At 64.1% G+C, this 26,079-nt stretch carries 21 protein-coding genes; 13 read left to right on the top strand and 8 right to left on the bottom strand.

The features are described from left to right. Positions 1–2 precede the first annotated feature (2 nt). Entirely contained in the window at positions 3–332 is a 330-nt protein-coding gene (locus B9Y51_RS05270; protein ID WP_048681492.1) for a rhodanese-like domain-containing protein, read from the bottom strand. A gap of 231 nt (positions 333–563) precedes the next feature. On the opposite strand from B9Y51_RS05270, the gene hutG reads away from it, so the two are divergent. Next, the gene (gene hutG / locus B9Y51_RS05265; protein ID WP_082156790.1) at positions 564–1,586 is read left to right on the top strand and encodes a formimidoylglutamase; all 1,023 of its coding nucleotides are present in this window, start codon (positions 564–566) and stop codon (positions 1,584–1,586) included. 65 nt (positions 1,587–1,651) lie between these two features. Beyond that, complete coding sequence (gene pgm / locus B9Y51_RS05260) at positions 1,652–3,286, top strand: phosphoglucomutase (alpha-D-glucose-1,6-bisphosphate-dependent) (RefSeq protein WP_085529049.1); 1,635 nt, start codon at positions 1,652–1,654, stop codon at positions 3,284–3,286. Here the strand turns inward: pgm and B9Y51_RS05255 are convergent. Then, positions 3,283–4,986 (bottom strand): ATP-binding protein, encoded by a 1,704-nt coding sequence (locus B9Y51_RS05255; protein ID WP_048681499.1) that lies wholly within the window; start codon positions 4,984–4,986, stop codon positions 3,283–3,285. The genes pgm and B9Y51_RS05255 overlap by 4 nt on opposite strands. A 221-nt stretch (positions 4,987–5,207) precedes the next feature. Here B9Y51_RS05255 and B9Y51_RS05250 point away from each other — a divergent pair, with 221 nt between their 5' ends. The 7 genes from B9Y51_RS05250 (at position 5,208) to B9Y51_RS05215 (ending at position 13,651) form a co-directional block, all read left to right on the top strand. Continuing rightward, complete coding sequence (locus B9Y51_RS05250; protein ID WP_048681502.1) at positions 5,208–6,683, top strand: peptide MFS transporter; 1,476 nt, start codon at positions 5,208–5,210, stop codon at positions 6,681–6,683. A gap of 259 nt (positions 6,684–6,942) precedes the next feature. Then, positions 6,943–7,479 (top strand): DUF4242 domain-containing protein, encoded by a 537-nt coding sequence (locus B9Y51_RS05245; protein ID WP_085529048.1) that lies wholly within the window; start codon positions 6,943–6,945, stop codon positions 7,477–7,479. An 849-nt stretch (positions 7,480–8,328) separates the two neighbouring features. Further along, complete coding sequence (locus B9Y51_RS05235) at positions 8,329–9,414, top strand: acyl-CoA dehydrogenase family protein (RefSeq protein WP_245826078.1); 1,086 nt, start codon at positions 8,329–8,331, stop codon at positions 9,412–9,414. Between the two features lie 6 nt (positions 9,415–9,420). Continuing rightward, positions 9,421–10,170: an ABC transporter ATP-binding protein gene (locus B9Y51_RS05230; protein WP_143468009.1), complete on the top strand. Its 750-nt coding sequence runs from the start codon at positions 9,421–9,423 to the stop codon at positions 10,168–10,170. Further along, positions 10,167–11,363, top strand: a complete 1,197-nt coding sequence (locus B9Y51_RS05225) for an ABC transporter substrate-binding protein (RefSeq protein WP_085529046.1) — start codon at positions 10,167–10,169, stop codon at positions 11,361–11,363. The genes B9Y51_RS05230 and B9Y51_RS05225 overlap by 4 nt, the downstream gene beginning before the upstream one ends. Further along, positions 11,360–12,208: an ABC transporter permease gene (locus B9Y51_RS05220; RefSeq protein ID WP_245826077.1), complete on the top strand. Its 849-nt coding sequence runs from the start codon at positions 11,360–11,362 to the stop codon at positions 12,206–12,208. Before B9Y51_RS05225 ends, B9Y51_RS05220 begins: the two co-directional genes overlap by 4 nt. A gap of 78 nt (positions 12,209–12,286) precedes the next feature. After that, positions 12,287–13,651: a uracil-xanthine permease family protein gene (locus tag B9Y51_RS05215; RefSeq protein WP_085529045.1), complete on the top strand. Its 1,365-nt coding sequence runs from the start codon at positions 12,287–12,289 to the stop codon at positions 13,649–13,651. Here B9Y51_RS05215 and B9Y51_RS05210 read toward each other — a convergent pair. Genes B9Y51_RS05210 through B9Y51_RS05195 form a run of 4 tightly spaced genes read right to left on the bottom strand, consistent with a single transcriptional unit; the run spans position 13,648 to position 16,744 of the window. Next, on the bottom strand, positions 13,648–14,472 hold the full coding sequence (locus B9Y51_RS05210) for a glycerophosphodiester phosphodiesterase family protein (RefSeq protein ID WP_085529044.1): 825 nt from the start codon (positions 14,470–14,472) through the stop codon (positions 13,648–13,650). The two genes, B9Y51_RS05215 and B9Y51_RS05210, sit on opposite strands and share 4 nt — an antisense overlap. Next, the gene (locus B9Y51_RS05205; protein WP_048681519.1) at positions 14,465–15,268 is read right to left on the bottom strand and encodes an HAD family hydrolase; all 804 of its coding nucleotides are present in this window, start codon (positions 15,266–15,268) and stop codon (positions 14,465–14,467) included. Before B9Y51_RS05205 ends, B9Y51_RS05210 begins: the two co-directional genes overlap by 8 nt. Beyond that, on the bottom strand, positions 15,265–15,792 hold the full coding sequence (locus B9Y51_RS05200) for a YbhB/YbcL family Raf kinase inhibitor-like protein (protein ID WP_048681521.1): 528 nt from the start codon (positions 15,790–15,792) through the stop codon (positions 15,265–15,267). The genes B9Y51_RS05205 and B9Y51_RS05200 overlap by 4 nt, the downstream gene beginning before the upstream one ends. Beyond that, positions 15,779–16,744, bottom strand: a complete 966-nt coding sequence (locus B9Y51_RS05195; protein WP_048681523.1) for a carbohydrate kinase family protein — start codon at positions 16,742–16,744, stop codon at positions 15,779–15,781. The genes B9Y51_RS05200 and B9Y51_RS05195 overlap by 14 nt, the downstream gene beginning before the upstream one ends. Positions 16,745–16,995: 251 nt before the next feature. On the opposite strand from B9Y51_RS05195, the gene B9Y51_RS05190 reads away from it, so the two are divergent. After that, entirely contained in the window at positions 16,996–18,438 is a 1,443-nt protein-coding gene (locus B9Y51_RS05190; RefSeq protein ID WP_281252074.1) for a glyceraldehyde-3-phosphate dehydrogenase, read from the top strand. A 102-nt stretch (positions 18,439–18,540) separates the two neighbouring features. Here B9Y51_RS05190 and B9Y51_RS05185 read toward each other — a convergent pair whose 3' ends face one another. After that, entirely contained in the window at positions 18,541–19,854 is a 1,314-nt protein-coding gene (locus tag B9Y51_RS05185; protein ID WP_085529043.1) for a M18 family aminopeptidase, read from the bottom strand. Next, positions 19,851–21,014 (bottom strand): CPBP family intramembrane glutamic endopeptidase, encoded by a 1,164-nt coding sequence (locus B9Y51_RS05180; protein ID WP_158088257.1) that lies wholly within the window; start codon positions 21,012–21,014, stop codon positions 19,851–19,853. Before B9Y51_RS05180 ends, B9Y51_RS05185 begins: the two co-directional genes overlap by 4 nt. Before the next feature lie 218 nt (positions 21,015–21,232). Here B9Y51_RS05180 and B9Y51_RS05175 point away from each other — a divergent pair, with 218 nt between their 5' ends. The 3 genes from B9Y51_RS05175 (at position 21,233) to B9Y51_RS05165 (ending at position 26,016) form a co-directional block, all read left to right on the top strand. Beyond that, positions 21,233–22,423: a hypothetical protein gene (locus B9Y51_RS05175; RefSeq protein ID WP_085529041.1), complete on the top strand. Its 1,191-nt coding sequence runs from the start codon at positions 21,233–21,235 to the stop codon at positions 22,421–22,423. 126 nt (positions 22,424–22,549) lie between these two features. Further along, positions 22,550–24,226 (top strand): 5-oxoprolinase subunit B/C family protein, encoded by a 1,677-nt coding sequence (locus B9Y51_RS05170; RefSeq protein WP_085529040.1) that lies wholly within the window; start codon positions 22,550–22,552, stop codon positions 24,224–24,226. Next, positions 24,211–26,016 carry an acetyl/propionyl/methylcrotonyl-CoA carboxylase subunit alpha gene (locus tag B9Y51_RS05165; protein WP_085529039.1) on the top strand — a complete coding sequence of 602 codons (1,806 nt, stop codon included), beginning with the start codon at positions 24,211–24,213 and terminating at the stop codon, positions 26,014–26,016. The genes B9Y51_RS05170 and B9Y51_RS05165 overlap by 16 nt, the downstream gene beginning before the upstream one ends. Positions 26,017–26,079: the final 63 nt, after the last annotated feature.

Genomic DNA, 26,079 nt, shown 5'->3' with positions numbered 1-26,079 from the left:
GCCTACCGAACCTGCGGGGTCTGGCCGTTTTCGGACACCATCGGTTTTTCGGCGTCTTGCCAGGCGCCCATTCCGCCCACGACGTTGTACGCATCAAATCCGTACTGGTTCAGGTACGCCGTGGCCCGCAGGGACCTGCCACCGGAACGGCAGATGACGTAGACGTCCTCGTCCAACGGGACCTCGCCGTATCGTGCGGGAACCTGATCCAACGGCAGGTGCTGAGCACCAGCGATATGGCCTTCTTCCCACTCGTAATCTTCGCGGACGTCGAGGATCTTGGCGCCTTCCGGAATGTCGTCGACCTTGACGTTGGGAACGTTCTCGTCCATGGGTACCTCCTGAATAGCGGCCGGTGAACGGCTCGTCGTACTTCTTCCCCACAACTTACCGCGCATCGCATCACCGAACGAAGTTCTCCACAGGATTCCGATATCTGGTCTTTCGACCCCCGAATATCCACTTTCGAAGGGAATCCAGCGTGTGTCCCTTGCCACAGAGCTCCCGAAGGTGTTACTTGTTCAACAAGCACAAGGGCCCAATTTCAACAGTTAGGACACACCATGGAAACGACACCGTGGATGGGACGCGACGAAGGTCCGGGGGCCGTTCATACCCGCTGGCACCACATGGTCTATGCGGGACAGGTTCAACGGCAGCATGAGCCCAAGGGCTTGGCGATCTGCGGATTCGCATCCCACGAAGGAACAATTCGCGACCAAGGCCGTCCCGGAGCGAACAAGGGGCCCTATAACCTGCGCCATGCTCTGGCTCAGCTCGCCTTTCACGGTGGCCAGATCGTGCACGACCGCGGGGACGTGACCGTCACGGACCACGACATGGAGTCCGCTCAAGCCGCGGCCGGGAAGAAACTGGCCGACATCATTCCGGAGCATCGCATGACGGTGCTGCTCGGCGGAGGACACGAAACCACCTACGCCGGTTACCTCGGATTGGCTGCCTCCGGCGCCCTCGACTCGGCGAAAACCTGGGGCGTTATTTCCCTGGATGCACACTTCGCCATGCGCAACACGCCCAAACCCAGCGAGGTCACGTGCGTGCGTCAGATTTTCGCGGACGAGAAGAAGGCTGGCCGAGACTTCCACTACAGCGTTCTTGGCATCAACACCGCAGACAACGTCCGCGCTCAGTTCGAGCACGCCATCAACTTTGGGGCCAGCTACCTCAAAGACACCGAGTGCCAGGAGACCAAGTCCGCCGACGTCGCCGCCTTTGTGGCCGAGCAGATCGCCGGTCTCGACCTCATCTACCTGAGCCTGGACCTCGACGTCTTGCCCGGTTATCAGGCTCCGGGAGTCAGCGTCCCCTCGAGTCTGGGCGTTCCACTGATCATCGCCGAAGAGGTTGTCACGCAGGTGGCTCAAAGCGGCAAGCTCCTCATGATGGACGTCGTCGGACTCATCCCGGAGCTGGACCTCGACGACCGAACGGCTCGAGCCGGTGCACGCCTCATCGAACGGGCCACGCTCGAGGCATTCAACCGTCCGTCACCCGACGCCGGAAACCAAGAAGAGCTGGACGTCTTGGCTCAACGCGAGGAGGCGTTGCATTCCCGCGGCCTCTAAAGATGGTTCGCGCGCCCACCACGGTGTGGGCGCGCGAAGAGGCGCATTCGGGATAGGTTAGACGCATGGAAAGCCGTGCCGGAACCCCCGCCCAGACTGAAGACCTCGTCGACCTGGATGCCCTGATCGATGCCTACTATTCCGTGGCACCCGACCCGGAAAACCCCGATCAACGTGTTGTGTTCGGGACCTCGGGGCACCGAGGGAGTTCACTCAAGGGATCCTTCAACGAGGCCCACATTGCCGCGGTGACGCAGGCAATCGTCGAGTATCGCGCCCGCGAAGGGTATACGGGTCCGATCTACATGGGTCGGGATACCCACGCACTCTCTGGGCCCGCACAAGACACCGCGCTCGAGGTGCTCGCCGGCAATCACGTGCCCGTACTCCTGGATTCCAATGCCGGATACGTGCCAACCCCCGCGCTCTCGCACGCGATCCTCAAGCACAACGCCCAGCCCGATGCCCCGCGTGCAGACGGCATCGTCATCACCCCGAGCCACAACCCGCCCTCCGACGGCGGCTTCAAATACAACCCACCTCACGGCGGCCCGGCCGATTCCGACGCGACCACCTGGATCGCCAACCGCGCCAATGAGCTCCTGTCCGACCGTCTCCGCGGGGTGCGGCGCGTGGACCTCGCCCAAGCCAAGACGGCGGACACCACGGGGCTCTTCGACTACATGGCGTCCTACGTATCCGAATTACCCGAGATCATCGATCTGGACGCGATTCGCAATTCCGGGCTACGCATCGGCGCCGATCCCATGGGGTCCGCCTCCGTCGAATACTGGATCACCATTTCCGAGCGTTTCGGCCTGAACATGAACGTGGTCAACCCGGAAGTCGACCCTCAGTGGGGCTTCATGACCCTCGATTGGGACGAGAAAATCCGCATGGATTGCTCCTCCCCGAACGCGATGGCTTCCCTCATTTCCAACCGTTCGAGCTACGACATTGCCACTGGCAACGACGCCGACTCCGACCGGCACGGCATCGTCACCCCCGACGCGGGTCTGATGAATCCAAACCACTTCCTCGCCGTGGCCATCGACTACCTCTACCGGAATCGTTCCGGATGGAACCCCGAGACCGGAATCGGCAAGACCTTGGTGTCCTCCTCGATCATCGACAAGGTTGCGGATTCGCTGGGCCGTCGGCTCGTGGAGGTGCCGGTCGGCTTCAAATACTTCGTCCCCGGTTTGTTGGATGGCTCCCTGGGCTTCGGTGGAGAAGAATCAGCGGGCGCCTCGTTCCTCCGAAAGAACGGCTCGGTGTGGACCACCGATAAGGACGGCATCATCCTCGCGCTGCTGGCCTCGGAAATCACGGCCGTCACGGGCAAGACGCCGTCCCAGCGGTACGCCGAGCTGACCGAGGAATTCGGCGCCCCCAGCTACGCCCGGATCGACGCGCCGGCCAACCGGGAGCAAAAGGCACAGCTCAAGAAGCTCTCACCGTCCGACGTCACGGCCACAGAACTCGCGGGCGACCCCATCACGGCGACGCTCACTGAGGCCCCCGGCAACGGCGAACCCATCGGAGGGCTCAAGGTGGTCACGGACAACGCCTGGTTTGCCGCTCGCCCTTCGGGTACGGAAGACGTCTACAAGATCTACGCCGAATCCTTCCGCGGGGACGAGCACCTCGCGCAGGTTCAGGACCAGGCGAAAACCCTCGTGGACGGCGTCTTAGGCTAGAACGCGGCGCTGCGACGGGCGGCCCGCACCTTGGCGGGGTCAGCCAAGACATAGGCGCGGCGGTGGCTGCGCGGCGGAGCGGTCGGTTTCACGTGTCCGGCGTCGATCATTTTGCGGAGCAACCGATTCGCCGCCGACTGCGACAGGCACAAGGCATCTTGGACCCGATGGCTCGTGACCGGTCCGGACCATCGACTCATGAGCTCGAGCAATTCGTGCTCATGCGCGTAGTCCCCCGGGTCCACCGGTGTTGCCTCTCGCGCTCGGGCTCCGCTGCCCCTCGGTCGGAGGCGACGTCGAGCGGCCGGCCTGACCGTCTGGACCGACCGCTCGTCGTCATACCCGCCCTCCACGGAAACCAACGCCCCACGTACCTCATGCGCGAGGACCGGGGCCACCGCAGGCTCACGTTCCTCCACGCCGGACCACGCTGGCTCCCGACGCCGCGACCGTACCGGCGCGTGGCGCAGAATGACGGTCACGGAGGTGGGTGTCACCCGGAACTCCGGGGCGGCCTTACCCGCTTGTTCCATGGCGAAGGCCATGCGCGCGATGCCGGACCCACGGTTTTCGCACACCGATGATCCCGTGCGAGGCATCTCGACTTCTTCCAAGAGCTTGGCCAGCGCGGCATTACGGGACGACGAGGTGAAAACGCGGCCCAATTCTTCGACCCGCACACCGCCGTAGAGACCACCGGGGTTCCGAATTTCGAGCCGGTCCGAGTACATCTCCATCTGCACTTGGATCCCCCGGGCGTACGAGCTGTAGTCCCGATGCATGAGGGCGTTGGTGATGGCTTCTCGGACCGCGACGTCAGGATAGTCGTACACATCGGTCCGCCCTTCGCCGGTGATAATCGCGGCACGATTCGAATTCCGGCGTACGGCCTCCACGGAGGCGGTGATCAAAGCCGGAATGGGCCCATTGAAGGACTGATTATCCGTGAACGCGACGCCGCCCGCATCCACCTCACCGAGGGACGTTCCCGGCACGGCCACAAAGGTCACGTTGAGCTGCGGGAAGAATTCCTGCGGATAGACACCCAGCGCAAGCAAACCGGCCAACGTGGGACGAGCCCTCTTGGTGGCCTCGGTGGTGACGTTCAGCCTTTTCAGGGCGATCCGCGGCTCAACCCCAGCAAAAGCCGACGGCGTGCGCGCCCGAGCCTTGTCCAAGAGGGTTTCCACGGCCTGATGATTCAAGGTCTCTTGGTTACCGTTTTCCACGGGTTCGCGGTCGTACCCGGGCTGGACGCGATTATCGCGCAGTTGCGAGACTTCATACTCCGAGAGTTTGTGGTCGCCTTCGCCGATCCGAATGTACGAACCCCCATAGGCGCCCTTACTGCCGACGAAGCACGGCTTGTCGAAGTAGGGCATTTCCTCGACGTCGGCCCGCACCACCCGACCTCCCTCGAACTCCTCCACCGAGAGTTCCACGGCCGGATGAGGAGTGAGCTTGGCACGCACCGCATTGGAGACGGCGTCGTGAACCCGCTGAGCGTCGAAGCCCTTGACGGGGCGAAAAGTTTGGTCCGTGAGGCCGAATAAAATCGTGCCACCCGAACCGTTGGCGAAGGCGCTCATGGTCTCCAGAGCGGACTTGGGGAACCCGTGCAGACCGGACTTCACCTCAACCTCGGTAGACTCGGATCCCGCGGCTCTTAGTTCCTTGACGAGCTGTTTGGTGCTCTTCATAGTCATGATGCTAGTCACATAGTCCCTCATCGTCACCCAAATTTTTGGTGACTATGAGGCAACGATCAGGCGGTATTTCACGGCACGAGAGTAAAGGTCATTTCAGATTTAACGGTTGTGACCAGCTGACCGGCAGGCCATCCGATTATGCGTCGGATCACATATTGGAGCTAGAGTTGCCAACGGCATAATTCTCAACTATTCATGAACGGTGCAATCCGATGTCCAGTCACATCGCTGAAGGCACGGAGGTTGACCCTCGGAATCCGAGCGGCAAGACCTTCTTCGGCCATCCGCGCATGCTCGCCAATCTCTTCTCCGTCGAGATGTGGGAGCGCTTCTCCTTCTACGGGATGCAAGGCATCCTCGTGTACTACCTTTACTATTCGGCCGCCGACGGAGGCCTGGGTTTTGACCAGGCCGCAGCGACCGGAATCATCGGCGCCTACGGCGGCATGGTCTACCTCATGGCCATCGTGGGCGGGTATCTCGGCGACCGAGTCTTCGGCCCCGAAAAGACCTTGTTCTACTCCGCCATCGCCATCATGTTTGGCCATTTGGCACTGTCCGCGATTCCGAACTTCGCCGGTGTGATCATCGGCCTGGTGCTGATCGCCGTCGGCTCGGGATGCCTGAAGACCAACGCGTCGGTCCTCGTCGCCTCGCTTTACGACACCAAAGACATGCGCCGCGAGGCCGGCTTCACGGTGTTCTACATGGGCGTCAATATCGGCGCACTCTTCGGTCCGCTGCTGACCAACTTCGGCTGGGGAGCCCTCGGCTTCCACTTCGGCTTCCTCCTCGCGGCGATCGGCATGGCCTTCGGTCTGCTCCAGTATTGGATGACCCGCAAGAATCTGCCCGAATCGGTGCACTATGTGAACAACCCGGCCAGCACTCGGCAAAAGTCGCTGTTCGTGGGCGCCGTCGTCGTGATCGTGGCCCTGGTGCTGATCCTGAGCGCCGTCGGCCTCATTACCCCGGACAACATTTCCAACTGGGTCATCGGTGTCACCTTGATCGGCGCGATCATCTTGTGCGTCATTTTGGTCCGCAGCAAGCAGACCACCGCTGACGAGCACTCCCGCGTTTTGGCGTTCATCCCGCTGTGGATCGGCAACGCCGTCTTCTGGGCCCTCTACCAGCAGCAATTCACGGTGATGGCCGTCTATTCGGATTCGCGCCTTGATTGGCATCTCTTCGGCATGGAGTTCAAGCCGGGGCTGTTCCAGTCGATCAACCCGGTGTTCATCATTCTTTTGGGAACCGTCTTCGCGACCCTGTGGACCAAGCTGGGCAACCGGCAGCCCTCCACGGTGACCAAGTTTGCGCTGGGCATGGTCGGCGTCGGCATCGCCTTCCTGATCTTCCTGCTGCCCGCCGGGCATCACATCGTGAGCCTCTGGTGGTTGGTGCTGATCCTGTTCGTGTGCACGATCTCCGAGCTCACGCTGTCCCCCACGGGAACGTCAGCCACCACGCGGTTCTCGCCGGAGGCCCACAAGTCGCAGATGATGGCGTGGTACTGGACCTCCGTCGCCATGGGCACGGCGCTGTCCGGCTTCCTCGCCAAGTACTACTCGGAGCCCAATGAGGTTCCATACTTCGCGACCATGGGTCTGATCAGCGTGATCGCGGGCATCATCTTGTGGCTCTTCCGCAAGCCGATTCTCACGATGATGCGCGGACTGCGGTAACCCTCACGGGCAAGGTCGCCGAGGCACCTTTCCGGAGAGCGAACGGGCGGGACTCCACACGGGGTCCCGCCCGTTCGTCGTCTCTGGCGCGACATTGCGGAGAAGAGCCTCGCCGAGGGTTCTGTGACGGGCCGAGGCAACATTGAGTTATGTGTCGCGAGGCTTGGAATGCTTTCCGGCGCGGTCCTAGGTTGAACAGCAGAACGAGCCGGAGGACCGCTTGAACCACCATGCGGCCTCCCCAACCGAAAGGATCCACATGTCACTGTTCCTCATGGAAATCGCCCCGCAACAGCCCTCCAAGGATGAGGCCGGCCAGATCATCAAGCGGGTCTCGAATGCCCTGGGCGCCGACGACGTCGCCGCCGAATTCATCGAATCTCAGGTCACCGCGGACCACGCACAGGTCTTCGTGATCGTCGAGGCCGATTCGGCTGAGGCCATCACCCCCGCTGTGGAGTCGGCCGTCGCCGAGCGCGCAAAGGTGACCGGCCCCGACCCCGTGCGCTTGGTCGGCGCCGAGCTTGAGGACATCAAGAAGCTCAAAAAGAACGCCGATTACCTCGTGGAGTGGGACATCCCCGCCGAGATCACGATGGATCAGTACCTCGCCCGCAAGAAGGCCAATTCGCCCAAGTACGCCGAGGTCCCGGAGGTTTCGTTCCTCCGCACCTACGTGCGTGAAGACACCGTCAAGTGCCTGTGCTTCTACGACGCACCGGACGAAGACGCCGTGACCCGCGCCCGCGCAGCGGTCTCGACGCCGATCGACCGCCTGCACAAGCTGGACGCGTAACACCCTCATTGTCGGGGGCGCGTGCTCGATCGGTCTTCTCGAATCGGCGGGTGTGAGCGTTTCGGGTTCCGGCGCTTCGCTGTGTCCTGGAATTTCGGGGTTGACTTCAGTGTTTGCGCTGGTCGGTGAAGATCGGTGGAGGTAGCGCTACGGTTGCCGGGTGTCTGCGCACGGGCCGACGTCGGCGTTTCAGGGGTGCAGACGGTTTCGCTTGGGACGTGTGGCGTTCGGGGTGGCGTGGTGCGTGGTGCGCAGCGGTGCGAGACGCGCGGTTTGGAGCGGTGCGTAACGCGCGGTGCGCAGACGGCGTCTCCCCCAGCCCCCCCTTTCGTGGCGGTTGCCCGACTGGGCCGTCACCCGATTCCGCGGTGGTTGCCTCGCCCGGCGGTGGCGGTTACCCGGTTCGGTGGCGGTTACCCGATTCGGAGGGGTCCACCGCTATTAGGTGACGGTTAAAGCACCACCTAATAGCGGTAGGCGCCACCAAAGGCGGGAAACCACCACCGAACGACGTCGCCCAGCCACCCGCCAAACGCGGGTAAACGCCACATAACCCGGGAAACCGCCCCCTGAGAGCCGCATCCCGCCAACGAACAACGCGGGCAATCACCACATCACCAGGGAAACCCCACCAGATAGCCGCTTCCCGCCAACCAGGCCGACGACGACCAGCAACCCCCGACGGGAAACCCCACCAGATAGCCGCTTCCCGCCACCGACCAGCCCCGGCAAACGCCCACCAGCCGGAAACCCCCACCAAAGAGCCCCTTCCCGCCGCCCAACCAACCGGCCAACCACCACCCAACGGGCCCCACAACCACACCCCGGGCCATCGCTAGGAGCCACACCATGACCGCCACGCCGAGCATCCAGTCCCGAACCTCTTCCGAAACCGCGGAGTCCCACAGCAAGGTCCCCGCGCTGGTCGAATACCCCGAACGCGCAACCGTGCTGAGTTTGGCCGCGGAACAGGCCGCGAGCGTGGACGCCGACGAGGCCTCCCCGTTCGAGACCCTGCGGCGTTTGGGAGAACTCGGCCTGCTGACGAAGGGGCGTCACGGCTCACTACTCCCGCAGGCTGCCGTGATCTATGACCTGGCGACCGAATGCATGTCCACAGCCTTCTCCCTCTGGGCGCATCGGTCCACCATCACGTTTTTCGACGCCGTCGGCCGTTCCTTGCCGGATGGCCTGGCTGACGGATCGGTGAGCGGAAGCACGGCGATGGCTGCGGCGTTCAAGGACGCGGCCGGCGTCGGGAACATCGCGGTCACGGCCGAACCTACGGAGGACGGCTACGTTCTCAACGGCGTGATCCCCTGGGCATCGAATCTGTACCCGCACGGCGTCGCGGTATTACCCGTGGTCACCGCCGAAGGCCACAAGCTGATCGTGACCGTTCGGACGGACGCCGCGGGTTTCGACGTCAAACCCATGAAAAATCTCTTGGCCTTGGACGCCACCGCCTCGGGATTCACCAAGGTCACCAATGTTCACGTTCCTTCCGAGGACGTGCTCTCCGACGACGTTCCCGGCTTCCTCGCCTCGGTCAGTGCGCCATTCTTGCTGATGCAGGCGTCGTTTTGCCTCGGCTTGAGCGCGGCCGCCCTCACCAGCGCCCAGGAATACCGGGACTCCAGTAATGGGGTCTTCCGCGAGGACTTCGACCGCCGCGAACAAGAATTCCGCGAGTTGTCGGAGGAGGTCATACGCCTCGCCGAGGATCCTGCGGCCGCGGGTCGGCTAGACGTCCTGAAGGCTCGGCTGAACGCCGCCCACCTCGCGCAAGCTGCGGCCCACCTGGAACTCACGGTCGTGGGAGGTCGCGGATACGTCGCCACCTCGGCCACGGCCCGGCGATTCCGCGAAGCGAGCTTCCTTCCGGTGCAGTCGCCCACGGAGGGCCACCTGCGGAGCGAAATTCGCAGAGGGTAGGTCGACGTGGCACAGCTGAGCGTCGCCAAGGCGCGCAAAACCTACCCCGGAGCGCAAGAACCGGCCCTGGACGACGTCGACCTCACCGTTGAAGACGGCGAGTCCTACGTCATCCTGGGCCCCTCCGGCTCCGGCAAGTCCACCCTGTTACGTTCCATCGCCGGCCTCGAAAACCTCGATTCCGGCGAGGTCCGTTTAGACGGATCCCCCTTGGCCGAGTCGTCCGAGCGGCTCGCGATGGTGTTTCAAGACGCCGCCCTCTACCCGTGGCTGACCGTCTCGCAAAACATCGCACTGTCTGGGCGCTTCTCCAAGAATCGAGACCGCCTCAGCGATACCACGGTCGATGATCTGCTCGGCACGCTCGGCTTGCGACACCTCAAGGACGCGTATCCTGAGCAACTCTCCGGCGGCCAGGCCCAACGCGTCGCCGTGGGGCGGGCCTTGGCGCTGACGCCGGACGTCCTCCTCCTGGACGAGCCCCTCTCCGCCCTGGACCCCGCGACGCGCGAAGACCTCCAGGGCTGGTTGCGGGATCTGATGCGCCGTCTGTCATTGACGTGCATCACGGTGACTCACGACGTCGACGAAGCCACCGCCCTGGCCGACCGCGTGGGATTTTTCGACGGTCCCGGAGGCTTCTCCCAGGAGTGGTCCGTGAACCGGGACCAGGCTTCACCGGAGGCCGATCCGGGAGCCTTGACGGCCTCCATCCGCGGTTACTACCGCCAAGCCCGCGGTGACTACTCGATATGACACGTCCCTCCTCAAATCAACCTTCGGGCGGGGTGTCCGGGTTCTCCGCGAATCGCCGCACCGTGTTGGGAGCCGGCGCAGGCCTTGCGGTGGCCGCCTCGGGGACGTGGGCGGCCGGCGTCGGGCTGGGATCCACCAGCGCGACGTCCTCACAGATTCGCATCGGCTACCTCCCCATCACCGACGCCGCCCCATTGCTTGTGGGCCACGCCCGCGGCCTGTTTGCCGAACACGGTGCCGACGTGCAGAAACCCACGCTGTTTCGCTCGTGGTCCTCACTCTCTGAGGCCTTCATCAGCGGCGAGATCGACGCCATGCACCTTCTCATGCCCATGGCCCTCCACCTGAAATACGGGCTGGGAGCCGACGCCCGAATCACCGCCTGGAACCACATCAACGGCTCCGCGTTGACCGTTTCCCCGACCATCGACGACGTCGGGGATCTCGCCGGAGCCACCGTCGCGATTCCCGCGTGGTGGTCCGTGCACAACGTCGTCCTCCAAAAATTGCTCCGGAGTGAAGGGCTCACCCCGGTCATTCGAACGTCTCCTTCGGCGTCGGCGGGCGAGGTTCAGCTCGTGGTCATGGCTCCCTCGGACATGATTCCGGCCCTGGCCAACGGGGTGATCAGGGGGTTCGTGGTCGCCGACCCGTTCAACGCGGCGGCTTTTGTCCAACACATCGGCAAAACCCTCCGTTACCTTGGCGATGTGTGGAAAGACCACGCCTGCTGCGTGACGGTGCTCCGTGGATCGATCGTGGACGACGACGCCGACACGGCTCAATCATTCATGGACGGCCTCGTGGCGGCGCAATCGTGGACCCGTGAGAACCGGGCCGAGGCCGCGAAAATCCTCAGCGACTCCTACCTGCCCCAGCCGCTGCCCGCGATTCGTCGGGCCCTCACGGACCACGCCGCCGACTTTCCGGGCGCGGTTCACCACCCGGGTTGGGGCGGGCAGCTCATCGACTTTGCGCCGTACCCGTACGAGAGTTTCACCGCCGAATTACTGACCGCGATGCGCGAAACGGTGGTCGACGCCCCGAGCGACTTCCTCTCGGGGCTTGACCCCGCCCAGGCCCAGCGCGACCTCATCGATACGCGCCTCGTCTCCCGATCCATCGAGAAGGTTGGCGGCATGGGCACCTTCGGCGCGTCGTCCACGCAGAGAACCGAGGAGATCGAGCCGTGACCCACCCCAGTGATCCGCAGGCGCCCGAGCGCACGACGTCGGCTCCACCCCGCGAGGCCATCGCTCCCCGGACGGCAATTCGCCGGCGGGCTTCCGCGAACAATCCGTGGCTCACCGGGGCCGTGGGTGTGATGATCGCGGTCCTCTTGTGGTGGATCTTCACGCACGCCGCGGGTGCCCACAACACGCTGTTGGCGGCCCTCGAGCCGGAACGCATGCCCGGTGCGTTTGCTTCCCTCTTCGGGCGCGGCGTCATCCTCCCGGACATCGGCGTGTCCCTCCTCCGTTTGGTCTTGGGACTTGGCCTTGGCATCGTCTTGGGCGTTCCCCTGGGTGTTGCGGTGGGCTCGTTGCCGCGCTTCGCCGGTGCGTCCTCGCCCGTCATCCAATTCTTGCGGATGGTCTCGCCCCTCTCGTGGGCGCCCATCGCCGTCGCATTATTTGGCGTGGGGCACGCGCCGGTGATTTTCCTGGTGGGAATCGCCGCGATCTGGCCCGTGGTCATCAACACCGCCGCCGGGGTGCGCGCCGTCGACCAGCATCACGTGGACGTGGCTCGGGTCCTGGGAGCCACCAGCTTCGAGGTCCTCCGGCACGTCGTCCTCCCCAGCGCGAGGGCGCACATGCTGACCGGAATCCGCACGGCATTGGGAATTGCCTGGGTCATCATCGTTCCGGCCGAGATGCTCGGCGTCACGTCCGGGCTGGGCTACGAGATTCTCAATGCGCGGGATCGCTTGGCATATGACGAGATGCTCGCGGTGATTCTGGTGATCGGCCTCTTGGGCATCGTCCTGGATGCCCTCGCCCAACGACTACTCCGCGAGCGCAAGACCCGAGGGTAGACTGGCCGAGGCCCAGAGGACGGAAGCCGTCCGGCCGCGGGCCGATTCGTCGTCAGTCATCACCCTTCAGGAGTCTGCGTGAGCTCTGCACCTCAGCCCCCGTCGTCGGAAAAGTCCCGGAAGGCAAGCTTCGGTTGGTCCCTTCACGGTGACGGCAAGACGGTCGCGCCAGGGAACGTCGTCGGCCCGCTCGAACGGTTGTCGTGGGGCCGCACCATCAGCATCGGTGCGCAGCACGTCGTCGCGATGTTTGGGGCCACGTTCTTGGTGCCGCTCATTACGGGGTTCCCGCCGGCGACGACGTTGTTTTTCTCCGGCATCGGGACCATCCTCTTCCTGCTGCTGACGGCTGGGAGGGTTCCCTCCTACCTCGGCTCCTCCTTTGCGTTCATCGCCCCCATTGGCGCGGCGATGAACCAGTATGGCCCCGGTGGTGCCCTCGGCGGGATCGTGATGTCTGGGCTGGCCCTCTTCGTGATCGGTGTGATCGTCCAGGTGGCTGGCACGGCGTGGCTCCAGAAGCTCATGCCGCCTCTGGTCACGGGGTCGATCGTCGCGCTGATCGGCTTCAACCTGGCGCCGTCGGCCAAGGATAATTTCATGAAGGCACCGATTACGGCGCTCGTGACCTTGGGCTCGATCGTTCTGATTTCCGTGCTTTTCCGCGGGATTATTGGCCGACTGTCGATTCTTCTCGGCGTCATCATCGGGTATGTCACGGCGGTGATTCGAGGTGAGGTTGATTTCAGCGCGATCCATGAGGCCTGGAAAAACGAGGGACTTTTCGGCCTGCCCCAGTTCCATGCCCCGGAATTTCATCTTGCTCTGGCCGGCCTCTTCGTCCCCGTGGTGCTCGTGCTGGTCGCCGAAAACATCGGGCATGTGAAGTCCGTGGCGCTGATGACCGGTGACAACCTCGACCACTACGCTGGCCGCGCCATCATGGCGGACGGTCTGGCGACCACGATCGCCGGCAGCGGCGGTGGGTCCGGCACCACGACGTACGCCGAAAACATCGGCGTCATGGCCGCGACCAAGGTATATTCCACGGCAGCGTATTGGGTCGCGGCGATCGTCGCACTGTTGCTCTCGGTCTTACCCGTCTTCGGCGCCGCGGTAGCCACCGTTCCCGCGGGCGTGCTCGGAGGCGCCGCGACCGTGCTGTACGGCATGATCGGCATGTTGGGTGTACGTATCTGGGTCCAGAACCGCGTGGACTTCTCGAATCAGGTCAATCTCACGACGGCGGCCGTGGCCCTGATCGTCGGCATCGCGGATTACACCTGGGATATCGCCGGCCTGCAGTTCGCCGGTATTGCCCTGGGCACGGGGGCCACGCTGGTCGTGTACCACCTCATGGCCTTCATCGCGCGGCGACGTCGCTCCGTGGGGTCGGACCCGCTGGAACCGGACGCCACCGAGCATCCTTCTCCGCTGGGCTAGTCCGCGGCGCCCGGGCCGAGCGTCGCCTGCGCTACGTCCGCCCGGTTGGTGACGATGCCGTCGACCCCGAGCTGCGCGAGCCTCATCATGTCGCGCGGGTCGTCGATGGTCCACACATCGACGCGCAGGCCGCACCGATGCGCGGCCGCCAGGAAGCGCGGGGTCACCACGCGCACCGTCAGCGGCCCCACCCGTTGCGTTTCGGGCACCTGCATCGCTCCGAATTCGGCCACCCACGGACGGATGACCCGAGAGATGACCGTCCACACTGCCGAACATGCCCGCAGTGGAATACACGCGCTCACGAGTTTGAAGGCCGCGATGCCGCCATATCCGGCGCTCGACGCGACGCCGCCCGGCAACTTTCGCAACACTCGGCGACGTCTTGATTCCGAGAACGAGGTCACGAGCACCCGGCCCGCGGCCCCAGAGGCCTCAATGGCCTGGGGCAGGGCCCCGACCGAGCCTTCGTCCTTGACGTCGATATTGAAGTAAGCGTCCGGAACGGCCGCGAGAGCTTCTTCCACGGTGGGGATTCTCTCCCCATGCACCAACCGCACACCGGAGATCTCCGCCGCGGTCATCTCGCCGACGACGCCGTCCACGCCCGCGACGCGCGAAAGGTCCGGGTCATGAATCGTCAGCGCCACACCGTCCGCGGTCGCGTTCACGTCGGTTTCGATCCATGTCACCCCAGCCTCCCGGGCGGCTCGAAACGCCGAGAGGCAGTTTTCGTCGCCGTCGCCCGCCAGCCCGCGATGGGCCAAAATGCGCACGGGCTCTACCCGAGTATGTTTCGGAGACTCGGATCGATCAGCCATGGCTCAAGATCTCCTCGATCACTTGGGCGACGCCGTCGTCCTCGAAACCGGGGCAGGTGCGGCCCACCTCTTCGATGACACCCGGCCACCCGGAAGCCATCGCGTACCCATGGCCAGCCCACTGAAGCATCGACGTGTCGTTCGGCATGTCCCCGAAGGCCAGCACGTCCTCCGCTGCGATCCCCTCGAGATCACACCACCGGGCCAACGTTCTCCCCTTGGACAGTCCGGGCTGCCCCACTTCAGCTAGGGGCAGATCGGCGACGGCGTGGGTCACGGAAACCGCATCCTCACCCAAACTCCGCACTTCCTCGTAGAGGTGTCGCGGCTCGAGAGAGTCATCCCGGACCAGGAATTTGATGACCTGGTCGCCCGGGGACAGCGCCTGATTCAGCGGCCCGAAGGTACGGCGCTCGACTTCTCGAAGGTTGGTCTCAGGCCACCCCTCTTCGGAAAAGATTCCGTCCAAGGTTTCGACCGAATAGGACGCGTGAGGAAGGCGCTCCGCGAGACGGTTTCGCAACGCGAGGATTACCTCGGCGTCGACCGTCTCGGCCTCGAGAACTTCTTCACGGGCGACGTCGTAAACCACCGCGCCGTTAGAACATATAGCTATCGAGTCATACTCCATTTGCTCGCGGACCGGCTCGATCCACCGGTGCGGTCTGCCCGTGACGTACACGATCTGCAGGCCGGCGGATCGAGCCGCCCGGAGCGCACGGATCGTCCGATCGCGGAACCTGAAATCGGGACCGAGAACGGTGCCGTCCAGGTCCGTGGCGATCAGTTTGATCACTCGGCGACCTCGTATGTTCCGGTCAGGAATGCCCGACCAATTCCGTGGAAGAACAGATTGAAGTTCACGACGGCGGGGGAGGCGCTTTCGTCGAGGTCGAGCTTTTCGGTGTCCACCGCGGTGACGCAGAAGATGTAACGGTGTGCGCCGTGCCCTGGGGGCGGAGCGGCGCCGGTGAACTCGCGGTTTCCTCCGTCGTTGAGGTGCTTAATGGCGCCCTCCACCTCCTGGGAGGCCCAATCCGTGGGAAGCTCCGTGACCGAGGCCGGGATATTGGACACACACAAGTGCCAGAACCCGGAAGGGGTCGGCGCATCGGGGTCGAAGCAGGTCACCACGTAGCTCTTGGTGCCCTCCGGGGCCCCCGACCAGGCCAGCTGCGGGGCGCGGTCTTGGCCGCCCTCAATCCCCATCGCGGCGGATGCCTGCTCGAGGGCGAGCGGCTGGCCTTCGGTCACGTCCGTGGAGGTCAGGGTAAATTCCGGCAGATCCGGCAAGTCGGCGTAAGGTTCACGATTCAGCATGGTGGTTCTCCTTGTCTCGTTGTTCAAAAGCGTCCAATTCCTCCCGGGTCGGCGAATCCGCCCCGTCCCGGGAAACCGTGATAGCGGCCGCAGCCGCGGCACGCGTCAGAATCTCGCGGAGTTGCTCCGTGCCCAGCTCGGAGAGCTTCTCGCCGGCCTGCGCGCCAGATATTCCGCGATCCACCAACGCCGAGAGCAGGGCCGCCATCAGGGAATCTCCGGCCCCCACCGTATCGGCGACCGTCACCTTCGGCGGCGACACCCGGACACCCTGCGGCCCCGTGCCGCGGGTCAACGCCCACGGTCCTAGCTGTCCGCGGGTGATCACCATGAGTCCGACCCCGCGGTCCAGCCACGCGCGAGCCGACTCTTCGACGGTGCGATGCGGATAGAGCCAGAGGAGATCCTCGTCTGAAGCCTTGACGACGTCGGCAAGATCCACCACGGACTCTGCCCACGCGCGAGCCTGACCGGCGTCGGGAATGATCGCGGGGCGGCAATTGGGATCGTAAGAAATGAGGGCGTGGTGGGCGGCGTCGCGGGTGGCCTCCACGACGGTTGTGGCTCCCGGCTCGAGCATCGCACCGATGGAACCAACGTGCAGGAGGTCAGTTTCCCGCAGCAATTCCGGCAATTGGTCCCGAGCGGACTCGAGGTTCCAGTCCAGATCGAAGCGGTAGGAAGCGCCACCCTCGGCATCGAGCGTGGATTCCGCGACGGAGGTGGGCGCATCGTCCGGGCCGACCGGCCGTTCGACGCCGGATTCACGGAGGTGCTCGTCGATCACCTCGCCGTGTTCGTCCCTGCCATAACGGCCAATAAACCGAGTGGCATGCCCCAAGCGGGAGAGGCCCACGGCGACGTTGAGGGGGCTACCACCCGGGTGGGTCCGAGGTGCCGCCCCTTCACGGTTCACGATGTCTACGAGGGCTTCGCCCATGACGGTCAACATGACTTCAGTCTATCGATCCTCGGTTCGGAGGAAACAGACGGGCTCGAGAAGCTCCTCGCAACCCGCCCTATGAGTACTCCGACATGGCGTGATGTGTCCAGTGCCACGTTGTTTTCCGGGTCAGATTCCCACAATTCGCAACGTGACCATCGAGACATCCTTTACGCTGGGAGGTGCTCAGTACGCAAGGAAGCGTCCAACGGACATGCCCGGGTCAGCGAAGCCTCGGGCGAGAAAGTGAAGGTCGAACCGTGGCCCATCCCGTCACCCCTACCGAATGGTCCCGTCGCGAAGAACTGGCCGAAGCCATGATTCCGCTCATCGGACGTCTGCATCGCGAAAACCGCGTCGTCGTGAATATCCACGGCCGCAGCCTGATCAACCAGTCGGTGACCGACATCATTAAGGCCCACCGTTGGGCCCGGCAGATCGACACCGTTGAGCTCAGCCTGGAAGAGACGTTCCCGATCGTCGAGGCCCTCAGCTCGTTGAACCTCGGCCCGGCCTCCGTGGATTTGGCTCGCCTCAATAAGTTGCACAAGGCTCAGGGCGCCGACGGCGACCTGACCGGTTGGCTCCGGGAGCAGCTCGCCGAGGTGGTCGATCAGAAAGGCTCCTCCGAGCATCCCAGCAAGGACATCGTGCTGTACGGCTTCGGCCGCATCGGCCGCCTCCTGAGCAGGATTCTCATCGAACGCGGCGTCGACTCCGGATTGAATCTGCGCGCCGTCGTGGTCCGCAAGAATGGCGAGAACGACCTCTACAAGCGGGCCTCGTTGCTCCGTCGCGACTCGGTACACGGCGCATTCCAGGGAACCATCCAGGTAGACCCGGACACCAACATCGTCACCGCCAACGGCGTTCCGATTCAGTTCATCTACTCCTCGGATCCTTCGACGGTCGACTACACCGAATACGGCATCGATAACGCGCTGGTCATCGACAACACCGGCCGCTGGCGCGACGAGGAGGGGCTCTCGCAGCACCTGAAGTCCAAGGGCGTGTCCAAGGTTCTGCTGACCGCCCCCGGCAAGGGACAACTCAAGAACATCGTGTGCGGTGTCAACGACGGCATCATCTCCGACGACGACCAAATTCTCTCCGCGGCGTCCTGCACCACCAACGCGATCACCCCGGTGCTCAAGGTGCTCGACGACGAATACGGCGTCAACCACGGACACGTCGAGACGGTTCACTCGTTCACCAACGACCAGAACCTCATCGACAACTTCCACAAGGGCGACCGGCGTGGACGTTCGGCGGCACTGAATATGGTGCTCACCGAGACGGGTGCGGCCAAGGCCGTGGCCAAGGCCCTCCCCCATCTGGAGGGCAAGCTCACGGGCAACGCCATCCGCGTTCCTACCCCGGACGTCTCCATGGCGATTCTGAACCTCCAGCTCGAGAAAGCTCCGGAGTCCAAGGAGACGCTGAACGCCTACCTCCGTGACATGTCCCTGAACTCGACCCTGCGGAAGCAGATCGACTACACCGATTCTCACGAGGTCGTTTCCACGGACTTTGTGGGCTCCCGTCGAGCCGGAATCGTCGATGGCCTGGCCACGATTGTCACCGGTCATTCCGTCGTCGTGTACGTGTGGTACGACAACGAATTCGGGTACTCCTGCCAGGTGATCCGGGTGGTCGAGGAAATGGCCGGCGTGCACCCCGCCAGCTTCCCGCGCGAGGCCTAAACGAGGCTCTCCGGAGCCTCCTGATACACCAAAACGGCCCGGGGCCGGCATCCATGACGATGCCGGCCCCGGGCCTCTTCATACCCTCACGGCGGCGAGGCCTTAGTCGAGGCGGTAAAAGCCGTCCAGCGCCTTCGCCAGGTTCAGCGCATCGCCGACGTGGCACATTTCCCGAGCGGAATGCATCGAGAGCAGACCGAGGCCGACGTCGATGGTCCGGATGCCGAGTCGCGTGGAGGTAATGGGGCCGATCGTCGAGCCACACGGAACGTCGTTATTGGACACGAATTCTTGATAGCTCGCACCGCCCTCTTCGCAAGCCTGCGCCCAGATTGCTGCCCCGACGGCGTCGGTGGCATACCGCTGATTGGCGTTGATTTTCAGCAACGGACCGGCACCCGGCCGCGGCTGATTTACCGGGTCATGGTGGGAGGGGTAGTTCGGGTGAACCAGGTGACCGGCGTCCGAGGAGAGGCAGACCGAATCCGCGAGCGCCCGTCGGTAGTCTTCTGAGGTGCCGCCACGGGCCGCGGAGATCCTCGTCAAGACATCTTCCAAGATGGGCCCCGCCGCACCGGAGCGCGACGAGGATCCGATCTCCTCGTGGTCGAAGGCCGCGAGCACGAGCGTCCGGCTGCCGTGCACGTCGCCCTGGGCGGCTCGAATCAGCGCCTCGACGCCCGCGTGAACGGAAGAGAGATTGTCCAGACGGCCCGAGGCCAAGAACTCTTCGGAGGCACCAAAGAGGCGGGGACGTTGAGAGTCGACCAGCACGACGTCGTACCCGAGAATTGCTTCCGCCGTGGCAGGCCGATCGGCCTGAGAGGCGAGGAATTCCAGCACGTCCCCAGGCTCTTCACCGGCACCCCAAATGGGCTGGACATGCTGCTGGCGGTCCAGCTTGAGACCCTCGTTGACCGAGCGATCGAGGTGGATCGCGAGCTGGGGAATGCGAGCGACCGGGCCGGTACTCACCAGCCGCTCCCCCACGGTGCCGTCCTCCTCGCGGACGGTCAGCCGTCCTGCAAAGCGCAGCTCGCGGTCTAGCCATGAGTTCAGGAGAGCCCCGCCGTAGACCTCCACCCCGGCCTGATGCCACCCGAAGCGGTCCACGGAGGAACGTGGCTTGAGCTTGAAGGAGGGCGAATCGGTATGTGCGCCCACGATCTTGTAACCGCCCTCGGCACCCGCACCGTCCGGGGCGAACCACGCGATGAGCGCGCCATCGCGAAGGATATACCGCCCGCCGGGTGTCGAGGAGAAAGGCTCCGACTCGGATTGCTCCACGAAACCGGCCCCATCTAGACGACGAGCGGCCTCACGAGCGGCATGAAAAGACGACGGGGACGCTTCGACAAACGCTCCGAGGTCTTCGGCGTAACGACGCGCTTCGTTGAGCGACGCGGACGGGGTCATGACTTCCTCCAAGTGATGGTGTGGTGCTGATCGGTGACCGGTTCGAGGCCCGCGTTATGCAGGGCCCAACCCGGCCAGGATTGGGCGGCCACAACGGCCGGACGGCGCGTTTCGACTTGTTGACGGCGTGCCATCCACAGCACGACGACGGCGTAGAGACCGTCGATGATCACCGTCATCACGGCTTCCGAGGGGCCGATGTCGGTGGCGCCAAAGGGGTCCGCCATTCCGAAAACACCCAAGAGAATGGTGGTGAGATTGTTGCTGACGTGCAGTCCTATCGAGGCCTCCAGGCCACCGGTGGCGATGCACAGGAATCCGGCGATAATCGCTAGGATACCCACGCTGATGAGCCCCCACAGGTCGTAACCGTGGCTCAGCACGAAGAGCGGCACCGGCAAGAGCACGGCCCAGGCAGGGTGTTTGAGCCACCGGCCGATGGACTGCAAGAGAAATCCGCGAAAAGCCAGTTCCTCACCCACGCACTGGATGGGCACCAGGATGATCGAGATGATGAGAAGCCACACGGTCACGGAGCCGTGGAGCGTGGGGGACGGCATGCCGCCGCTCAGGAGGACCCCCACCAACTGGGCGAGGATGAAAATCACCAGTCCGGCGATGAAACAGCGCATCAGCCATCCCCATCGCATCCGACCGGTGACCGAAAAGATCAATCCGAGAGGCCGGGGGCCCATGAAGAACCTGGCCAGGAGCACGCACGGCACCATGATCGCGATACTCAAGAACATCAGGCCGAAGATCGAGGGATGATCCAACATGGAATCGGGGTATCCGTTGGGACCCACGGTGAGTCTCGGACCCCCGGTGATCGCCGGTGCGGCAAACATGAGAACCGTAATCAGCACGGCCAGCACCATGTAGAGCGGACCGGAAATGCAGAATTCGACGAGAGGCTTCCACCACCGATGGGTGGGGTCCGAACGCCATAGTCGGTGGTAGGGAATATCCTCGATCGGCACGGGATTCAGCGGAGGTGCTCCGGCCTCTTTATAGGCTCGGGCCGCCTCCAGGCTCGCACGATCCGCTGCCTGCGGATGGCCTTCATCGGCAGGCTCTGAAATCCCCCAAGTAGGGCGCGGGGAGCCTTGAGAGGCTTGAGGCGGATCGGGGGTGCTCGGTCTGCCGGCGTCGTTTTCCATGGTCATCAGTCTAGGCGGCCCCTGAGGAGGCTCTCCACGAGCGGCTCTGGACGGCGGAGGAGACCCCTCATCAGGTGGAGTCCACGGAGAACCTCCGGATTCTGACACGACGAAGTCCCCCGATGAATTCATCATCTCTTAGTGCCAGGTGGGAATTTTGGAAGAGTTTTCTGTCAAAATGGCAATTATTAGCCACATCACTCGACCAAGGAACCCAAATGGCTCTCCGATTTAACCCACCACCGAATTGGCCGAAGCCGCCCGAGGGATGGCAGCCCGATCCCGGTTGGCGTCCGGATCCGCAATGGGGCCCGGCGCCGCAAGGTTGGCCTTTTTGGGTCGATGAGCGCGGGAACCCGGTTCCCTCGGCCCGACCGGAAGACCCCTCCGCCATCCCGGAGGAACCGACTCCGGAACCCGCGGCGACGCAGCACTATCCTCAGCAATCGTGGGATTCCCAGCAGAACAGCCAGAACGGTTCGTCGGCTCCGAACCCTTATGCCGCTCAGGGTGGGCAAAACACCGCGTGGAATCACGACAACACGTGGAACCAGCCCCCGAAAAAGAAGAATTTCTTCGCATCCCCCGGTGGAATTCTGTCGATCATCGGCGCCATCCTGGTGGTGCTCGTCGTCTTGTTGGTCTTGGCCCTGACGGGCGTCATCGGCGGACACCGGAATGACTCCGAAGCAACCTCCCAGGTTTCCTCGAATTCCGAGGCCGCCGACTCCAGCGGGAAGGCGACATCGTCCGGCGACGGATCCGCGAGCCATCCCGCCCAGGCTTCCGCCACCGGTGCGGGTCCCAGCGGCACCAAACCCCAGCAGAAGAACATTCCCGCGAACGACAGCAAACCGATCGTGGAGTTCTCCGGAAGCGGAGAGCAGTCCGTCAAGACCGACAAACTCGAAGACGGCAAGGTCTACTACCTCGAGTATTGGTACCAGGGCGATTCAAACTTTTCGATCTGGGGCTTGGATGACAAGAATGAGCACGCTGGCCTCTACGCCAATGACATCGATTCGTCCGTAGGGTCCAACTGGCTGGATCTTGACGGCCTCTTTGGCAATCCGAAGGGCTTCGACGTTGAGACCGAAGGCCAATGGGAGATCAAGGTCTACGATGCCAACGCGGTCCAGTCCAAGGGCGATCGGGATCTGAAGACCAACGGTTCTGTGGCCTTTGCCTACCAAGGGCCCAAGAAGACGGGCGAATTGACCAACCTCAGCAAGGAGAACATCAGAATCACGGCCTACGATCTCAAGGGCGATCTGGTCTTCCAAGAGCATCTGGATCAGGGCAAGAAGGCGACCCTCGATTTTCCGGATTCATCCAAGGATGACCAAACGGTTCTGGTCCAAGTGAAGACGGCGTACAACGACTCGGACTGGAAGATCACCTACAAATAATCCGCGGTCCGCACCGCGTCTGCCTCACGAGCCGAGCGTTTCGGGATGCCGAAACGCTCGGCTCGTGTGCCGTCTGGCTCAAGCACGGTGCTCCAGCCCACTACGATGGGACTAATGGAGAGACACATGACCCACGACTCGGCCGATTCGGCCCATCAGAGGACTGTCCACACCGTTGGACGCTCTGCCCTCCTCGTGACCTGCCCCGACCTCAAGGATGTCTTGGCCCTCCACGAGGCGCTGACGCATTCGCCACTACCGGGCCAGCTCGAACTCATTCCGGCTGCGACCACGGTGCTCGTTCGATTCCGGTCCAGGCTCTCCACCGACGCGGCGCACCGGACGGCAGCACACCTGCGATCTCTGCGTGGGGTCTCGGGATCAGCCTCCGAGGCGAACACCGTGGAGCTGCCTGTGCAGTATCACGGCGAGGACCTGGACGACGTCGCGGAACACCTGGGCATTTCGACCGACGCCGTCATCGACCGCCATTCGGGCCGCAATTGGACCGCCGCATTCTCCGGATTCTCCCCCGGATTCGCCTATCTCGTCCCCGCCGATGGCGATGACACCGCACCACTCACCGTGCCCCGACGCAGCAGCCCTCGAACCAAAGTTCCCGCGGGATCCGTCGCCTTGGCTGGTGATTTTTCCGCCGTTTACCCCAGCGATTCTCCGGGCGGTTGGCAGCTGATCGGCACCACGAACTCTCCGGTGTGGGATCTTTCCCGCGAGGTGCCCGCCCTCATTACTCCAGGCACGAGGGTTCGCTTTACCGCGACCCGGGAAAGCATGGAATTACAAGAATCCGCGTCGGCCGAACCGAGCGACTCTCCGGATGAGGGCACGATACGCATCGAAGCGCCGGGGCTCTCGACGATCGCTCAGGACCCGGGCCGTCGCGGACACATCGACTGGGGTGTGAGCCCCTCAGGGTGGGCCGACGCCGAGGCGGCCGAGTCGGCGAACCGGCTCGTGGGCAACGATCCCGCAGCGACCGTGCTCGAGAATACCGCCGGCGGCTTGAGCCTAACCGCCCTTCGGGACACGGTTTTGGCGGTCACGGGCGCCCGCACCGAAGTCACTGTGTCCGGCGACCAACCGCCACGCCGGCCGGAAAACCGGCCCTTTGCTCTCCTGGAAGGGCAACGTCTCACCCTCGGGCCGACGACGCGCGGCCTGCGGGTCTACGTCGCCGTCCGGGGCGGATTCCAGATCGACGCCGTGCTCGGCAGTTCCGCCACGGACACCCTTGCCCGGCTTGGACCGCCCCCAATCACCCGCGGCACCATGCTTCAGGCCGGCCCGGAACCGCGGCATGCCGTCCTCATGTCATGGCCCGCCGTCGACCTTCCGCCGGCCGACGGCGTCACCGACATCCCCTTCACCCCCGGCCCTCGCGACGACTGGTTCACCGAGGACTCCCTCAACCGGCTGAATGACTTCACGTGGCGGGTTGCCCAAGAAAGCAACCGTGTGGGGGTTCGTTTGGCCCCTCCCGAAAGCACCGAGGGCGCCACTCCCCTGGTCCGCACGAATGCGGCGCAGGCTAAGGAATTGCCGAGTGAAGGCGTCGTCGCCGGTTCGATCCAGGTTCCCCCGAATGGTCACCCCGTGATCTTCATGGCGGACCACCCCGTGACCGGCGGATATCCGGTGATCGGCGTCGTGGAGCCCGAACATCTTCGGCTGCTGGCCCAAGCGCCACCCGGCACCGCAGTCCGACTTCACCACAAGACATCCAACGCATACCCCGAATCACCCACCAACCTCACGGAGAACATCCCATGCGCAAAGTTCTGATCGCCAACCGCTCGGAGATCGCCGTCCGCGTGATCCATGCCTGCGCCGAACGGGGTATCGGCACGGTCGCCGTCTATGCCGAGTCCGACGCCGAATCCCTCCACGTGCACCTCGCCGACGAGGCGTACGCTCTGGAAGGCAATTCTCCGGCGGAGACGTACCTCAACATCCAGAAACTCCTCGACATCGCCCAGCGCGCCGGTGCCACCGACGTCCACCCTGGGTACGGATTCCTGGCCGAGTCCGCGGAGTTTGCCCGGGCCGTGGGCGATGCCGGCATGACGTGGATCGGCCCGTCCCCCGAAACCATCGAGGCCTTAGGCGACAAGATTCAGGCCCGCGCGATTGCGACGGCGGCCGGCGCCCCGTTGGCCCCGGGCACGGACGGTCCCCTCGAAGACGAGGCTCAGGCCAGGGCCTTCGCCGAGGAGCATGGTCTGCCGATCATCATCAAGGCGGCCCACGGAGGTGGCGGCCGCGGAATGCGCGTGGTCCGGGACCTAGACGAGGTCGAATCGGCGTTTGAGTCCGCAGCCCGCGAGGCCAAGGGCGCCTTCGGGCGGAGCGAATGCTTTGTGGAGCGCTTCCTGGAGAAGCCGCGGCACGTGGAGGCGCAGGTGATTGCCGACGCGCACGGTGGCGTCGTCGTGGTGGGCACGCGCGACTGCTCCCTGCAGCGACGCAATCAAAAGCTCGTCGAGGAGTCTCCGGCACCGTTCCTCACAGAGGAGCAGTTGCGCCACATTGAGGATGCCTCCGGTGCCATCTTCCGCGAGGCCGGATACGTCAACGCCGGCACCGTGGAATTCCTGGTGGGATCGGACGGACTCATCTCGTTCTTGGAGGTCAACACCCGCATCCAGGTCGAGCACCCGGTCACGGAAGAAACCTTCGGCGTCGATCTCGTGGGTCTGCAACTCGACGTCGCCGCGGGCGAGAAGCTCTCCCTCGAGTCCCCGCTCCGACCAAAGGGCCACTCGATCGAGTTCCGCATCAACGCGGAAGATCCGGGCCGGGGATTCCTTCCGGCGGGAGGGTCCGTGACCTCCCTGACCGTGCCGAGCGGCCCCGGGATACGCTGGGATGCCGGAGTGGTCGCCGGATCCTCCGTCGCCGGCGACTTCGACTCTTTGCTCGCGAAACTGATCGTGACCGGACCGACGCGCGAGGCCGCACTTCGACGAGCCCGCCGCGCCCTGAATGAGATGGTGCTGACCGGCGTCGCAACAACGCTCCCCTTCCACCGCGCCGTCGTGGACAACGAGGACTTCACGAACGATCCGTTCCGTGTGTACACCACGTGGATCGAGGACGTGCTGACTCCCTCTTTGGAAGCGGACGGTGGTTACCGTGCGCCGGAGTTGAGGGACCGCACGCTCTTCGGTGAGCCCGACGGCGGCTCCACGGGGTCCGTGACGGCCGGCGTCGAGATCGAGGGCCGCCTGACAAAGGTGCGGTTCCCGTCCGACGCACTGGCTGCCATCGGTGCCGGCTTGGCTCAGGGCCTGGGCGGCGTTCAGTTCTCGGGCGACAATGCCGCGACTCATTCCGCATCCGGCGAGGGAGACGACCTCGAACTCACCGCACCCTTGAACGGTTCCCTGGTTCGTTGGGTCGCGGAAGATGGCGCCACCGTGGAGCTGGGCGAGGTCGTGGCCGTTCTGGAGGCCATGAAGACCGAGATGCCTCTTGAAGCCGAGGCCGCGGGCGTGCTGCACCGTGGAGACGTTGAACCGGGCCAGAAATTGACCGCCGGCCAGGTCATAGGGCGCATCGACACCACGGCCTAATCGCGGCCGTTAACGCCAACGCGCCGGTGGACCCGTGATGGGCCCACCGGCGCGTTGTGTATC

The sequence above is a fragment of the Kocuria massiliensis genome (assembly GCF_900169715.1).
Classification (GTDB): domain Bacteria; phylum Actinomycetota; class Actinomycetes; order Actinomycetales; family Micrococcaceae; genus Rothia; species Rothia massiliensis.
This window is presented reverse-complemented; position numbering and strand designations above follow the sequence as displayed.

Excerpts from the sequence above, each read along its gene's own strand:
- B9Y51_RS05170 (WP_085529040.1), top strand. The coding sequence starts at position 22,550 with ATGACCCACGACTCGGCCGATTCGGCCCATCAGAGGACTGTCCACACC.
- B9Y51_RS05185 (WP_085529043.1), bottom strand. The coding sequence starts at position 19,854 with ATGACCCCGTCCGCGTCGCTCAACGAAGCGCGTCGTTACGCCGAAGAC.
- B9Y51_RS05245 (WP_085529048.1), top strand. The coding sequence starts at position 6,943 with ATGTCACTGTTCCTCATGGAAATCGCCCCGCAACAGCCCTCCAAGGAT.
- B9Y51_RS05235 (WP_245826078.1), top strand. The coding sequence starts at position 8,329 with ATGACCGCCACGCCGAGCATCCAGTCCCGAACCTCTTCCGAAACCGCG.
- B9Y51_RS05250 (WP_048681502.1), top strand. The coding sequence starts at position 5,208 with ATGTCCAGTCACATCGCTGAAGGCACGGAGGTTGACCCTCGGAATCCG.
- pgm (WP_085529049.1), top strand. The coding sequence starts at position 1,652 with ATGGAAAGCCGTGCCGGAACCCCCGCCCAGACTGAAGACCTCGTCGAC.
- B9Y51_RS05200 (WP_048681521.1), bottom strand. The coding sequence starts at position 15,792 with ATGCTGAATCGTGAACCTTACGCCGACTTGCCGGATCTGCCGGAATTT.
- B9Y51_RS05225 (WP_085529046.1), top strand. The coding sequence starts at position 10,167 with ATGACACGTCCCTCCTCAAATCAACCTTCGGGCGGGGTGTCCGGGTTC.
- B9Y51_RS05175 (WP_085529041.1), top strand. The coding sequence starts at position 21,233 with ATGGCTCTCCGATTTAACCCACCACCGAATTGGCCGAAGCCGCCCGAG.
- B9Y51_RS05210 (WP_085529044.1), bottom strand. The coding sequence starts at position 14,472 with ATGGCTGATCGATCCGAGTCTCCGAAACATACTCGGGTAGAGCCCGTG.
- B9Y51_RS05195 (WP_048681523.1), bottom strand. The coding sequence starts at position 16,744 with ATGTTGACCGTCATGGGCGAAGCCCTCGTAGACATCGTGAACCGTGAA.
- B9Y51_RS05180 (WP_158088257.1), bottom strand. The coding sequence starts at position 21,014 with ATGGAAAACGACGCCGGCAGACCGAGCACCCCCGATCCGCCTCAAGCC.
- B9Y51_RS05165 (WP_085529039.1), top strand. The coding sequence starts at position 24,211 with ATGCGCAAAGTTCTGATCGCCAACCGCTCGGAGATCGCCGTCCGCGTG.
- B9Y51_RS05270 (WP_048681492.1), bottom strand. The coding sequence starts at position 332 with ATGGACGAGAACGTTCCCAACGTCAAGGTCGACGACATTCCGGAAGGC.
- hutG (WP_082156790.1), top strand. The coding sequence starts at position 564 with ATGGAAACGACACCGTGGATGGGACGCGACGAAGGTCCGGGGGCCGTT.
- B9Y51_RS05255 (WP_048681499.1), bottom strand. The coding sequence starts at position 4,986 with ATGAAGAGCACCAAACAGCTCGTCAAGGAACTAAGAGCCGCGGGATCC.